Annotated in this window: 14 protein-coding genes; 11 read left to right on the top strand and 3 right to left on the bottom strand. The window is 68.5% G+C overall.

Annotated elements, in window-relative coordinates; translation table 11 throughout:
- A partial coding sequence (locus R6V09_RS11750) for an MFS transporter (RefSeq protein ID WP_317881324.1) occupies positions 1–496 on the bottom strand: 496 nt, incomplete at its 3' end.
- A gap of 203 nt (positions 497–699) precedes the next feature.
- Between R6V09_RS11750 and R6V09_RS11745 the strand changes: the two genes are divergently transcribed.
- The 7 genes from R6V09_RS11745 (at position 700) to R6V09_RS11715 (ending at position 9,058) form a co-directional block, all read left to right on the top strand.
- Positions 700–1,230 (top strand): PadR family transcriptional regulator, encoded by a 531-nt coding sequence (locus R6V09_RS11745; RefSeq protein ID WP_317881323.1) that lies wholly within the window; start codon positions 700–702, stop codon positions 1,228–1,230.
- 20 nt (positions 1,231–1,250) lie between these two features.
- A complete protein-coding gene (locus tag R6V09_RS11740; RefSeq protein WP_317881322.1) occupies positions 1,251–2,231 on the top strand; it encodes an NADPH:quinone reductase in 981 nt (326 codons plus the stop codon).
- 180 nt (positions 2,232–2,411) lie between these two features.
- Positions 2,412–4,874, top strand: a complete 2,463-nt coding sequence (locus tag R6V09_RS11735; protein ID WP_317881321.1) for an MMPL family transporter — start codon at positions 2,412–2,414, stop codon at positions 4,872–4,874.
- Positions 4,875–5,020: 146 nt separating this feature from the next.
- Positions 5,021–6,322, top strand: coding sequence for a sensor histidine kinase (locus R6V09_RS11730; RefSeq protein ID WP_317881320.1), 1,302 nt, complete (start codon positions 5,021–5,023; stop codon positions 6,320–6,322).
- On the top strand, positions 6,322–6,978 hold the full coding sequence (locus R6V09_RS11725; protein WP_043666117.1) for a response regulator: 657 nt from the start codon (positions 6,322–6,324) through the stop codon (positions 6,976–6,978). Before R6V09_RS11730 ends, R6V09_RS11725 begins: the two co-directional genes overlap by 1 nt.
- 108 nt (positions 6,979–7,086) lie before the next feature.
- A complete protein-coding gene (locus tag R6V09_RS11720) occupies positions 7,087–8,040 on the top strand; it encodes an SGNH/GDSL hydrolase family protein (protein WP_317881319.1) in 954 nt (317 codons plus the stop codon).
- A 274-nt stretch (positions 8,041–8,314) separates the two neighbouring features.
- Positions 8,315–9,058: a response regulator transcription factor gene (locus R6V09_RS11715; RefSeq protein ID WP_317881318.1), complete on the top strand. Its 744-nt coding sequence runs from the start codon at positions 8,315–8,317 to the stop codon at positions 9,056–9,058.
- Between the two features lie 284 nt (positions 9,059–9,342).
- Here R6V09_RS11715 and R6V09_RS11710 read toward each other — a convergent pair whose 3' ends face one another.
- Positions 9,343–10,479 (bottom strand): ImmA/IrrE family metallo-endopeptidase, encoded by a 1,137-nt coding sequence (locus tag R6V09_RS11710; RefSeq protein ID WP_317881317.1) that lies wholly within the window; start codon positions 10,477–10,479, stop codon positions 9,343–9,345.
- A 44-nt stretch (positions 10,480–10,523) separates the two neighbouring features.
- Positions 10,524–10,901 carry a hypothetical protein gene (locus R6V09_RS11705; RefSeq protein WP_317881316.1) on the bottom strand — a complete coding sequence of 126 codons (378 nt, stop codon included), beginning with the start codon at positions 10,899–10,901 and terminating at the stop codon, positions 10,524–10,526.
- Between the two features lie 114 nt (positions 10,902–11,015).
- Here R6V09_RS11705 and R6V09_RS11700 point away from each other — a divergent pair, with 114 nt between their 5' ends.
- The 4 genes from R6V09_RS11700 to R6V09_RS11685 all read left to right on the top strand — a co-directional run bounded on the left by R6V09_RS11700 (position 11,016) and on the right by R6V09_RS11685 (position 13,366).
- Positions 11,016–11,171, top strand: coding sequence for a hypothetical protein (locus R6V09_RS11700; protein ID WP_317881315.1), 156 nt, complete (start codon positions 11,016–11,018; stop codon positions 11,169–11,171).
- A 70-nt stretch (positions 11,172–11,241) separates the two neighbouring features.
- Positions 11,242–11,505: a hypothetical protein gene (locus R6V09_RS11695; RefSeq protein WP_317881314.1), complete on the top strand. Its 264-nt coding sequence runs from the start codon at positions 11,242–11,244 to the stop codon at positions 11,503–11,505.
- Entirely contained in the window at positions 11,502–11,876 is a 375-nt protein-coding gene (locus R6V09_RS11690; RefSeq protein WP_317881313.1) for a hypothetical protein, read from the top strand. The genes R6V09_RS11695 and R6V09_RS11690 overlap by 4 nt, the downstream gene beginning before the upstream one ends.
- Positions 11,873–13,366: a ThiF family adenylyltransferase gene (locus R6V09_RS11685; RefSeq protein WP_317881312.1), complete on the top strand. Its 1,494-nt coding sequence runs from the start codon at positions 11,873–11,875 to the stop codon at positions 13,364–13,366. Before R6V09_RS11690 ends, R6V09_RS11685 begins: the two co-directional genes overlap by 4 nt.
- The last annotated feature ends 78 nt before the right edge of the window (positions 13,367–13,444 follow it).

Here is a 13,444-nt window from a genome sequence, read left to right as displayed (position 1 = left end):
CCTCGCTGGCGGCGGAGGCCAGGGACGCGACGAGGCCGCGCCGCCGGGGAGGGGCGCCTTCGACGAGGTAGGTCATGACGCCGGTGTACTCGCCGCCCACCGAGAAGCCCATGACGCAGCGCAGCAGCAACAGCAGGACGCCCGCCGTGGAGCCGATCTGCTCGCGCGTGGGCAGCAGGGCCGTGACCAGCATGGCCACCGTCATGACGGACATCGAGGCCAGCAGGACCCTGCGCCGCCCAAGCCGGTCTCCGACGTGACCAAAGACCAGCGCGCCGAACGGGCGCATCACGTAGGCGATGGCGAAGACCGCCAGTGCGGTGAGGACGGACGAGGCTCCCGAGCCGAAGAACACCCTGGACAGCACGGTGGTCATGAACAGGTACAGCGTGAAGTCGTACCACTCGACCACCGTCGAGAACGCCGCGACCGCCATGGAAGAACGCGGCAGCCCGGCTCCGCGGCCCGCCTCGCGCGACAGAGCGGGCGGGGTCACCGGCTGAATGGAGGCAGAGGAAGGATGAAGATCCATGGTTCGGAGCTCTCGGAGAGGTCGGCGGCGTCCCGGTCGGGGCGCGCCTGCGGAGACGAGCTGAGCTGCGGGAGGCACGGGCCTCGACGGTGAGGCGAGCCGTCGTCGAGCGTAACATCGATTCGATGTGAATATCGATTCGATGACACATGTGAGAAGATGGCCCCATGCTGGAACTCGCGATACTGGGCTTCCTGGCCGAGGGCCCCCTACCGGGCCATGAGCTGCGCCGACGTGTTTCGGACTTGACCGGCTACACCCGGCCGGTCAGTGACGGCACCCTCTACCCGGCCATCAACCGCCTCGCGAAGGCGGGCCTCCTGGAACGGCGGGCCGATCCGCGCGCGGGTGCAGGCCGCTACATGCTCAGCCTGACCGAGGCCGGCCGCGCCGACATGCTGGAGCGCCTGCGCAAGCCGGCCGACCACGAGATCACCGACTTCACCCGCTTCTACACGGTGCTGTCCTTCCTCTCGCACCTCCCTGACATCGCCGAACAGCACGCGGTACTGCGTCGACGCCTGGCGTTCCTGGAGGAGCCGGTGAGCTTCTTCTACGACGGTGACCGGCCCCTGCGCGCCGAGGAGGTCTCCGACCCCTACCGGCGGGGCCTGCTCCTGACCGCCCGTGCGACCAGCCGCGCCGAACGCGCCTGGCTCCGCGAGGTCCTGGGCGAACAACCGCCTGAGAACCCCTGAAAGACCCCGGAGGCACATCCATGCTCGCGTCCTGGTACGACCAGCAGGGCTCCGCCGCCGATGTCCTGCACGTCGGTGAACTGCCCGACCCCCACCCCGGCCCCGGCGAGGTGCGGGTCCGCGTGACCGTTTCGGGCGTCAATCCCGGCGACACCAAGAAGCGGCGCGGCTGGCTGGGCTCCTCGATGCCCTATCCGAGGGTCGTCCCGCACAGCGACGCCGCCGGTGTCATCGACGAAGTGGGCGACGGCATCGACGCCCACCGCGTGGGAGAGCGGGTGTGGGTGTACGGCGCCCAGTCCTACCGGCCCTTCGGCACCGCCTCCCAGTACACCGTCGTACCGGATCAGCAGGCTGTACGTCTCCCCGACCACCTCACCGACGAGCTCGGCGCGAGTCTGGGCATCCCCGGCATCACCGCTCACCGCGCCGTTTTCGCGGACGGCCCGGTCGACGGCCGGATCGTCCTCGTCCACGGTGTGCTCGGCGGTGTCGGCTCCCTGGCCGCCCAGCTCGCGCGCTGGGGCGGCGCCACCGTCATCGGCACCGTCCGCCGTGGCGACGACCTCGCCCACGTCGACGCGACCACCGTCTCCCACGCCGTCGCCCTGGATTCCGCCGACCCGGCGGCAGCGATCCGCGCGTACGCGCCGGGCGGTGTCCACCGCGTCGTCGAGGTGTCCCTGTCGGCCAACGCCGACCTCGACAACGCGGTCACCGCGCTCGACGCCGTCATCGCCGCCTACGGCACCCACGCCGACCGTACCGAACTCCCCTTCTGGCCCCTGCTGTTCAACAACGTCACCCTGCGGCTACTCGGCAGTGACGACTTCCCCGCCGTGGCGAAGCGACAGGCCGCACGCGATCTCACCGCAGCCGCCGCGGCCGGTGCCCTCACCGTCGACGTCGCGGACCGCTACCCGCTGGAGGACATCGCCAAGGCCCACGAACGGGTCGACGCGGGCGGGCGGGGCAGGGTGGTGGTCACCGTTCCCGGCTGACCGAAGCACGGCCGATGGTCGCGTTTTCAGGGGAGGGGCATTAGTCCTGCGGTACTAATCGCGGCCCGTCTTTTCGATGCCACAGGGGGCAGGAAGCGTGGAAACCCGCACCTAGCTTGAGATCAAGGGTCGATCAGGCCCTGCTCACGTAATGATCTCTTCTCCTGGTGGGAGTACCCCGTGGCCACCTTCCTCTATCGACTGGGACGGCTCGCCTTCCGGCGACGACGCCTGTTCCTGATGTTGTGGATCGCCGTCCTGGCCGCCGTAGGCATCGGCGCCATGAGTTCCACCGGCTCCACCTCGGACAGCTTCACGCTGCCCGGCACGCAGTCCCAGAAAGCCATCGACCTGCTGGGGAGGGAGTTCCCCCAGGCAGCCGCCGACGGCGCCGACGCGCGGATCGTGATCGAAGCCCCGAGCGGGCAGAAACTGACCTCCGCCGCAAACAAGACCGTGGTCGAGTCCATGGTCGCGAAGCTCGAGAAGTCACCGCAGGTGTCGAGTGTCTCCGACCCCTTCACCAGTGGGCAGGTCAGCAAGTCCGGCAGCATCGGCTACGCCGGAGTGACATACAAGGTCGCCCAGGCAGACGTCAATGACGCCGCCCATGCCGTCCAGGACGACGTCGTCGCCCAGGGTGAGCAGGCTGGCCTCACAGTGAGCTTGGGTGGCGACGCCGTCAAGGAGAAGGCCGCCAGCAAGGCGGCGGAGCTGATCGGTCTCGCCGTCGCCGCCGTCGTCCTGATGATCACCTTCGGCTCGATGATCGCCGGCGGGCTGCCCCTGCTCACCGCGATTCTCGGCGTGGGTGCGGCCATCCTGTCAATCACCATCGCCACTCAGTTCTTCGACATCGCCTCGCAGGCCTCCACCCTGGCACTGATGCTGGGCTTGGCGGTCGCCATCGACTACGCCCTGTTCATCGTCTCCCGCTACCGCAACGAGATCCGCGACGGCCACGACCCCGAAGAAGCCTGCGGACGAGCCCTGGGCACCGCCGGCTCGGCGGTCGTCTTCGCGGGCCTGACCGTGATCATCGCGCTCGCGGGTCTGAGTGTCATCGGCATCCAGATGCTCACCTCCATGGGCCTGGGCTCCGCCTTCGCGGTCGCCATCGCCGTGGTGATCGCGCTGACGCTGCTGCCCGCCATGCTCGGCTTCGCCGGTACTCGGGTCATGAAGGGCAAGCTGCAGACCCGCCGCATGAAGGCGCTGGAGCGCGGCGAGGGCGAGTCGATGGGCGTGCGGTGGGCGAAGTTCGTCACCCGCAACCCGGTCAAGGTCCTGGTCACCTCGGTGATCGGGCTCGGACTGCTGGCCATCCCCGCCCTGTCGCTGCGTATGACGCTGCCCGACGACTCCATGAAGCCTCCGCACAGCACCCAGCGCCTCGCCTACGACACCCTCAGCAAGGGCTTCGGACCCGGCTTCAACGGCCCGTTGACCGTTGTCGTCGACGCCCGCGACAGCAACGACCCCAAGGCTGCCGCCGCGGACGCCACCGCGGTGATGGGCAAGCTGGACGATGTCGCATCAGTCCGTGACGCGGCCTTCAACAAGGCCGGTGACGTCGCCATCATCGGCGTCATCCCCGACAGCGCCCCCACCAGCCAGGCCACCAAGGACCTGGTCAAGAACATCCGCGACCACAGCGCCGCCCTGCAGAAGGACACCGGCGCCGACCTGATGGTCACTGGAACCACGGCCGTCAACATCGACGTCTCGACCAAGCTCGCCCAGGCCCTCATCCCCTACCTGGCCATCGTCGTCGGCCTGGCCCTGGTCCTGCTGCTGCTGGTCTTCCGCTCGATCCTGATCCCGCTCAAGGCGACGCTCGGCTTCCTACTCACCATCGCCTCCACCCTCGGCGTCCTGGTCGCGGTCTTCCAGTGGGGCTGGCTCTCGGACATCTTCGGCGTCGACCAGACCGCGCCCATCGTCAGCGTCCTGCCCATCCTGCTGATCGGCGTCGTCTTCGGCCTCGCCATGGACTACGAGGTCTTCCTCGTCACCCGAATGAGGGAGGAGTACGTCCACGGAGCCGAACCCACCCAGGCCATCATCGGAGGCTTCCGGCACAGCGGACGGGTAGTCACCGCCGCGGCGATCATCATGATCTCCGTGTTCTCCGGGTTCCTCCTCGACGACGCGGCCCTGATCAAGTCGGTCGGCCTCGGCCTCGGCTCCGCCGTGTTCTTCGACGCCTTCGTGGTCCGCATGACCATCGTCCCCGCGGTGATGACCCTGCTAGGCCGCCGCGCCTGGGCGCTGCCCAAGTGGCTCGACCGGATCATGCCCGACGTGGACGTGGAGGGCGAGAAGCTGCGCCAGTCGTTGGACACCGACAGCACGAGCACCGCGCCCGAACCTGTACTCGCAGGCGTGGCCGCCGGGGGCCACCCGGGCTCGGACAGCTACAGCTCCCCGCACACCTTCACCAGCGGTTCCGGCTCCGACACCTCCGATACTGCTGCGTCCACGTCGCCGCTTCCACGGCATCACCACGGCAGGACGCGGGGAATGTCCGGGCTCAAGCAACGTTTCGCACGCGCCGACGACGCCACCCCGCCCGGCGACACGAGCAAGTCGAAGGCCACAACAATGAGGGGGATACGAAAGAAGATGTTCCGCAAGCGCTGACCGGAACGAGCCGCAGCGACAAGCTGCCGACCACCGCCCGGTCGGCAACGGGAGCGGCCCCCTCCCACCGGCCGCCGCCCCAGCCCCGCCCGCCGGTCCAATCCCCCGGGACCGGCGGGCGGCCTCCCGACCTATGAAGGACCCCCGTGACCACACCGAGCGCCCCCGCGGCCCCCAGCCCGGACAACCGCCGGGTCCTGGAGACCCTGACCAGCGATTCCGAACAGCGTGTGATCGCCTCGGTCATCTTCCGGCTGGCAGCGCTGCGCCGGGCCGACCGGGCCCATCCCAAGGTCCGGTACTGGGGGGTGCCGGCCTTCTGCGCCGCGCTCGGCATCAACTCCTACCTCAATCCCTACAACACCGGCGACGTCCCGGCGCAGCTGGCGCTCATCGTCGCGTTCACCCTCCCCCTCCTGTGGCGGGAACGCCGGCCCATGCTGGTCTTCGCCCTGACCACCGCCGCCTCCATAGTGGCCCTCCCGCTGGGCGTGTTGACCGGAGCCGAGTCCGCACGGGTCGTGGCCCTCTTCAACGTCGGCCGCTATAGCACCCCCCGGCAACTCGCTCTAGCCGTCGGCATCACCACCGTGCAGCTCGGAGTGTGGGCCGCAGTTTTCTGGAAGGGTGGCCAGCTGGAACACGCCACACGCCCCGAGGTCGTGACCCTGTTGGCGATGACCGCGATGGCGGCGTTCGCCGCGCTGGGCCTGCTCAGCCGTCTGGCCAGTGCTTATATCGACGCCCTGCGGAAGGAACGCGACCAGCAGGCCCGCCTGGCCATAGCGCAGGAACGTGCCCGGGTCTCCCGGGAGATGCACGACATCCTCGGCCACACCCTCGCCGTCATCGTCGGCCTCGCCGACGGCGCCGCCGCCCTCACCGAGAAGAAGCCGGAACGCGGGGCCCAGACTCTCCGCATCATCAGCACCAGCGGCCGTGACGCACTGGCCGAACTGCGCCGCCTGCTCTCCGTCATCGGCGAGGAGGACGACCGGCCGGGCGACATGCCGCTCGCCCCGCAGCCCGGCCTGACCGACCTCGACTCGCTGCTGGACCGCGTCCGCGCGGCCGGTCCCACCGTCACTCTGGACGCCCGCGGCAGCCTCACCGACCTGCCTCCCGGGATCCAGCTCTCCGTCTACCGCATCATCCAGGAGGCCCTGACCAACACCGTCAAGTACGCCGCACCCGACACCTCGGTCCAGGTGTCCCTCACCGCCGACCCGGACGCCGTGCGCGTCACCGTCGAGGACACCGGCCCGTCCCGCACACCCTCGGCGAACCGTCCCCGCGCGGGCGGCGGCCGTGGCCTGGTCGGCATGCGCGAACGCGCCGCCCTCTACCAGGGCACCGTCACCGCAGGCCCCAACGCTCACGGCGGCTGGTCCGTCCGCGCCCTCCTCGTCCCCAGCCCGCAGCCCAACTCCTCGGAGAAGCACCCCTGATGACCACCGTCCTCATCGTCGACGACCAGGCCCTGCAACGGATGGGCTTCAACATGCTCCTGGAGGCCCAGTCCGACATGAACGTCGTCGGTGAGGCCACCAACGGCGGTGAAGCGGTCCGTATGACCGCCGAACTCCGGCCCGACGTCGTCCTCATGGACGTCCGGATGCCCGGCATGGACGGCATCGAGGCCACCCGCCGCATCGTGGAGTCCGGCGGCCGTTCACGCATCCTGGTGCTGACGACCTTCGACCTCGACGAATACGCCTACGACGCCCTGCGAGCCGGAGCCAGCGGCTTCCTGCTCAAGGACGCCCAGCCCGACGAACTCGTCGCCGGGGTCCGGGCCGTGGCCGCCGGCGACGCCGTCATCTCGCCCGGCCTCACCCGCAAACTGATCGACGCCTTCAGCGACCGCCTCCCCGGGCACAGTCCGCAGCAGCAGCGCCGCCTCGACGACCTGACCCAACGCGAGTGCGAAGTCCTCACCGCCATGGCCACCGGCTGGACGAACCAGGAGATCGCCGAGCGTCTCCACCTCGCCGAATCCACGATCAAATCCCACATCGGCCGCATCCTCACCAAGATCGACGCCCGCGACCGCGTGCAGGCCGTCATCTTCGCCTACGACACCGGACTCGTCCGCCCGTCGTAAACCGCCCCGCCCCGCTCGCCCGACCCCCAAGGGCCACACCGACACCGCTCCATGTGTACCGACACGTCCCCGCAACCCAGCATCCACAACGAAGAACAGGACACAGCAATGGGACCGTTGGCACGAACCGGCATGGGCATGGCCCTTGCCTGCGGGGTACTGGTCACCGCCGTCAGCATCGGACAGAGCTCCGACAGCAGCAACAAGAGCACCCAGAACACCCAGAGCAACAACAAGGAGATATCCAAAGGGCCGTACGTCGCACTCGGCGACTCGTACACCTCGGGCCCCAAGATCCCTCCTCAGACCGCCACTCCGGCCGGCTGCGACCGCTCCGGCCGCAACTACCCGGCCCTGGTCGCCAAGGAACTCGGCCTCAAGGCGGCCGACTTCCGTGACGTCAGCTGCAGTGGCGCCACCATCTCCGACCTCACCACCCCTCAGTCCACCGGCAACGGCACCAACCCCGCACAGCTCTCCGCACTGACCACCGACACGCGGTTGGTCACGCTCGGCATCGGCGGCAACGACATCGGCTTCAGCTCAATGATCACCAAGTGCGTCGGCACCGGAACGCTCTTCAAACTGGCCGAGCGCATCACTGACATCACCGACAAGGCACCCTGCGAGGAGAAGTACACCTCCGGCGGCACCGACAAGGTGGCCCAGAAAATACGCACCGCGGGTGACCACCTCGCCCAGGCACTGAACGAGATCCAACGCCGTGCGCCTCAGGCCCGGGTCTACGTCGTCGGCTACCCGTCGATCCTGCCCGCCAAGGGCACACGCTGCGGTCGCGGCCTGCCCATCGCTCCCGGCGACGTCACGTTCCTGCGCCAGAAACAGCAGGAACTCAACACCATGCTCGGCGAACGCGCGCGAGCCGCGGGGGCCACGTACGTCGACACCTTCACCCCGTCCGCCGGCCACGACGCTTGCTCCCCGGCGGCCACTCGATGGATCGAACCCCTCAAGCCCAGCAGTCCCGCCGCCATGGTCCACCCCAACGAACGGGGCGAACAGGGCATGGCCACCGCAGTCCTGAGCACCGTCAAGAGCTGAGGACGGCAACAGTCCGAGAGCAACGAGACCATCAGGCGGGCCACCCCTGCCCTGCTTCTTGCGCCCCGCAACTCCGGTCGCGCGTATTCAAGCGGAACGCGCCTCCGGTCCGCATCGGCCGTCCGTGGGGACAGGCGTCCGGTGCGGGTGAAGGGCCCGGCCACGATCCGAAAAATCCCGGGATCCGTGGCCGGGTCCGCGCCCCCCACCGTCCCCGCCCCGACCATCGCCGGCCGAACGCCTCCAGGGCCCGGTCCGCCGGGAGAGCACCCGCATGACCACCGTTCTCATCGTCAACGACCAGGCTCTGCAACGCCTCGGCCTGCGGATGTTCCTGGAAGCCCAGCCCGACCTCACGATCGCGGGCGAGGCGACCGCCTGCGCCGAGGCAGTCCGACTCGCCGACACGCTCCGGCCCGACGTCGTCCTCATGGACATGGGTCGGCCGGACGAGAAGCACATTCAGGCGATACATCGCATCACCCGGCCCGACGAGGATTCGATGGCACCTGACGCCGACGGTTCAGGCAGGCTCCCCCCGCGGGTGCTGATACTCAGCCCCTTCGACGCCGACGAGTCCGCCTGCGCCGCCCTGCGCGCCGGTGCCGACGGGGTTCTCCTCAAGAACGCCCTCCCACACGAATTGACAGCGGCGCTCCACGTCATCGCGCTCGGGGGTGCCGTCCTGTCTCCGCACCTCACCCGGGCACTCGTCGAGGCTGTCCGCGAGCAGAGCCGGGCCGACCTCACCGAACGCAGACACAGGCTGTCCCATCTCAGCGAGCGCGAATGCGAGGTGCTCGCCGCTCTCGCCTCCGGCTGGAGCAGCAGGGAGATCGCCGAGCGGCTCTCCATAGCCCCGACCACGGTCAAGAGCCACATCAGCAGCATCCTCACCAAGATCGGCGCCCGCGCCCGCGTCCAGGCCGTCGTGTTCGCCTACGAGACCGGTCTCGTCAGGCCGCCGAGGCAGCGGCCCCACTCGACCGACACGGACTTCTCGGATCGGTCGGAATGAGGGATCCGGTCCGCCCTGCAGGACGGTAGTAGTCCGGTTCACCCAAGCCCGAAGGCCCGCGTCACGTCGTGGTGCAGCCGCTCTTCCTCGACACGCTTCGGTAAGGGGCAAGTCGGCGACCTCCTCATGGGCTACGGCTCGCGTCACACACGGCCGACCTGCCGTCATCGCCGACCGCTGCGGGGCAAGTGAGTTTGTCAGCCGCTATGGGACCGAGACCAGCTGCCGCCACGTCCGACCCCGTGGGTCAGCAGCTGCACCGGTCGACGGAGGCGAGGGCATCGTCACGAGACCCCGTTGTAAGCGGGGATGAGCTGGATGGTGCGCTTGTACTTGTTGCCATGGGTCCAGTCGAGGGCTCCGTCGTGTTGGAGACGTCCCACGACGATGCCGGGAGCAAGGCCCGCCTGCCGGGCGAAGGCCTCGATCTTGGTGAAGGGCATGGGTCTGCTGGCGAGGCGGCGGTAGGCAGCGCTGTGCTCAGGCGGGATCAGCGTCTCTGCTGCGAAGGCGTCAGCTTCTTCTTCACTGCGGTCGCCTTCCGGGGTCCGCTCGTCCTCGCGGTCGGTGTTGTCCAGGAAGGTCAGCCGTTTTCCGTGCAGAAGGATGTGGCCGATCTCGTGGAAAACGGTGAACCAGAAGTGGTCGTCCTTCTTGAACCTGTCGCTGAGGGCAACCCCGACCTTGTCGGGTGTGAGCCAGCGGGTGACACCGGATACGTGCGAGTGGGGCGGGGCGGGGATGAATACGACGGCCACGCCGGCCTGGGCGCACAGGTGCGAGATCTGTCGAGGCCAGGTCTCCGGCTTTTCGAGGGTGAGTGCGCGCAGGCGCGGCAGGAGAGCGGTGAGTACCGCGCGATCGAACGGTTCGCAGGGCAGGTCGCGGGCCTGTAGTTCTGCCTGGCGCAGCCAGATCACGGTGGCGTAGTCGTTTACTTCCAGGACGGTGGAGCGGCGGAACGCGGTGCGGTAGCCGCGCCATAGATCTTCGGCGACTTCGGGGTCGGCGACGCCGAAGAATGCCAGCAGGCGCTGGAGGTTCTCCGCGGTCTTGTCCTTGTTCGGCAGGATCTTGCGCTTGACGAGTTCGGACATTGAGAAGTTGTTCAGCCAGTCGACGCGCTTGCCCAACTGCTGGAGTTCTTGGTCGCGAGTGATGTGGGTGCGCCAGGCGGCCTCCAACTGGTTCCACATGGAGGCCGGGATGTCCGTGGTGCGCTCAAGCAAGAGTGCGGTTTCCGGAGTGAGGACCGCGATGCCCTGGACGATCTGGTTGATGTGCTTGGTCGACAGGCCGGTGCGCCGGGCCAGGTCGGCCTGCGGGATGCCAAGAGCGTCGAGCTGTTCCTTGAGGGTTTCGCCGGGTGGTCTGGCGGAGTCGGGGTCGTAGGCGACGTACGGCGTGGGCGGCGAAGTCACGAGGGCCTCTCTGTGGTCGGCGAGGCTGAGGGGCGGCGGGATGATCAGCGGCTGATGGTGATCGCGGTGATTATCAGGGCTCGTACGGAGTGCTCGTCCAGCATGCCGTCACGGTCCAGCGCGGGCAGCGCGTCGCGGGGGTGCACGAGGAGGTCGCCGTGAGCCCCGATGGAGATCAGCCTGGCGAAGCGGTCGCCGGGCGGACCGGGGCGTAGGCGGGCAGCCGCGAGACGGCGAAGGTCGGCCAGATGAGCGGCGGCAGCCATCTGGCCGAGACGTCTGTGCAGCGTGGCGGCGGCCTCCGCCCCGAAACGCGCCCTGCGCGCCGCGTCGCTGTTGCAGACGCGGGCCAGCTCTGTGTCGTCGAAGGCGATGTCCACCAGCAGCCCCAGAATCCACTTGCGTATACCTACCGGGTCCATGCTACTCTCTGGATCAAGAAAGATTTACTTAACCTGATGGGTGCATTCTTTTATGGATCTTGTAATGCGCTCCCGCAGGTCAATGGGATGTCGATCCCGCTAAGGAGGCGTCACATGGCGTCGAAGGGCAGCACCTCCGGTAGTTCCGGCGTCGGCAAGCGTGGCCGCAGCGCAATCACGGGCCGCTTCGTGAAGCAGTCCACGGTGCGCCGCAACCCGGCCACAACCGTGAACGAGCAGGCCTCCGCGAAGGCCAAGAAGAAGAAGTAGTTCCGAGCAGGGCAGCAGCCCTCTGCCATCGAACCGGCCCGTCCTGCGGGCCGGGAAGGAGGTGGCCGTCATGACGACGGACACGCAGCACAAGGACTCCGCACACAAGACGGTGACGGTCACCGTGGACGGTGAGCCGGTCGCGGGTGTGGCCACCCGTACCACCCCGAACGAGATCCTCCGCCTGGCCGGCATCGACCCGGCCACGCACTACCTGGTCCGTATCAACGGCCGCCACCAGGAGCCGTTCAACGGCGAGGGCGACAAGGAGATCACCGTGCACGAGCGCGAGACGTTCGTGTCGGTGTCGACCGGTCCGACCCAGACCTCGTGACCACGACCCTGCCGGAAGCCGGGCCTGCGGGCATGCTCGCAGGCCTGGCCGCAGCCGGTTACACCGTCCACCAGCGGGGTGAGTTCGCCGTTTTCGACTACACGATCGAGGTCGGTCCGCGCGCCGGAGAGATCGTACGGATCGGCCTGGCCATGGTGTCGGACTGGCCGTTGTCCCCGCCGCCCGGGCCACACGTCAGCCCGCGTCTGGGGCACCCGCAGGGCGCCGTACATGCCTCCCCGCTCGAAAGAGAGGGAGAGGCATGGGAGTACTGGAGCCGCCCGGCCGTGAACTGGGCGGCCGACCGGACCGTGCGGGGCTACCTGCGACACCTGCGCACCCTGTTCTCGCAACTGGAGCCCCCGGCATGATCACCCGCTTCTCGGTCGCCATGACCTCCGAGATCGCGCTGCGCCTCACGGAACATCTGCGCCGCGCGGACGGTCAGGAGGACTGCACTTTCGTCTTGTGGCGGCCGAGCACCGGCTCCCGCCGTACCACGGCTCTGATCGTGGACCTTGTCCTGCCCGAGGACGGCGAGCGGATTGTGCACGGCACCGTGAACTTCACCAGCGCCTTCTTCCTGCGCGCCGTCGGCATCGCCACCGAGCGCGGCTGCGGACTCGGGTTCATTCACGCCCACCCCCGCGGCCGCCGCTGGCAGCGCCTGAACGACATCGATCACACGGCCGAGGAATCCTTTGCCGCCCAGACCCTGGTCATCACAGGCCTCCCACTGGTCGGCCTGACCTTCGCCGGCGGGGACGCCGGATACGGCGCCCGCGTCTGGCAGCAGTACGCGCCGCGCACCTACATCCCCACCGAGGCGGAAAACGTCCGTGTCGTCGGCGGCCGCTTCGAGGTGACCTTCAACGACCGCCTCATCCCCGTGCCCGGGGCCACGAACCGGCAGACGCGTACCGTCTCCGCGTGGGGGCAGGACGCCCAGAACGATCTGGCACGGCTCCACGTCGGAGTCGTCGGCACCGGCTCGGTCGGCATGCTCGTCGTCGAGGCGCTGGCCCGTACCGGCATCCAGCATCTGAGCTTGTTCGACTTCGACACCGTCGAGGACGTCAACCTCGACCGCCTTCTGCACGCCACTCCCCGTGACGTGCGCCTCCTCCGGGCCAAGACGGGCATCGCTGCACGCGCGGCACGCCGGTCCGCCACCGCCACCGAAGTCCGGGTCACGTCGTACGAGACGAGCGTGGTGGAGCCGGACGGCTTCGCCTCCGCCATGGACTGCGACGTGCTTTTCTCCTGTGTAGACCGGCCTTGGCCCCGCGCCGCCCTCAACTTCCTCGCCTACGCCCACCTCATCCCCGTCGTGGACGGCGGCATCGCGGTCGATACTCGCGGCGGTCACATGAACGGCGCCGAATGGCGTGCCCACGTCGCCGCACCCGGTCGTGCCTGCATGGAATGCATCGGCCAGTACGACCCCGCCCATGTCGCTGCAGAGCGCGACGGGCTGCTCGACGACCCCGTCTACATCAAGGGTCTGGCGGCCGACCACCCGCTGCGCCGGAAGGAGAACATCTTCATCTTCTCGGCGAACGCCGCTGCCGCGCAGCTCAACCAGTTCCTCACCATGACCACCGCACCGGGCGGTATCGCCGATACGGGTGCCCAGCTATACCACCTGACGACCGGCACCATCGACCGCCGACTGGAAGGCTGCACCTCGGGGTGCCCCTACGACGGCCATCTTCGAGCCCTCGGTGACCACACACCCGTGATCGTCACCGGCCGCCACCACGCTGCCGAACAAGCACGTAGCGAACGTCGCCGCGCTGTACGCCGGTGGCCAGTACGACTCCAGCGAGCCCTGGACGACCTGCTCGCTCGGTACCGATGATCATGGTTTTTCTCAGACCCGAGTCGGATAATTTTGCGGGAATGGACCTTGGTGGACTGAAGTCCGCGATCCTGTCCA

Source organism: Streptomyces sp. W16 (assembly GCF_033194735.1).
Lineage (GTDB): Bacteria > Actinomycetota > Actinomycetes > Streptomycetales > Streptomycetaceae > Streptomyces.
The sequence above is the reverse complement of the archived record's forward strand: the minus strand, read 5'-3'. Positions and strand labels throughout refer to the sequence as shown.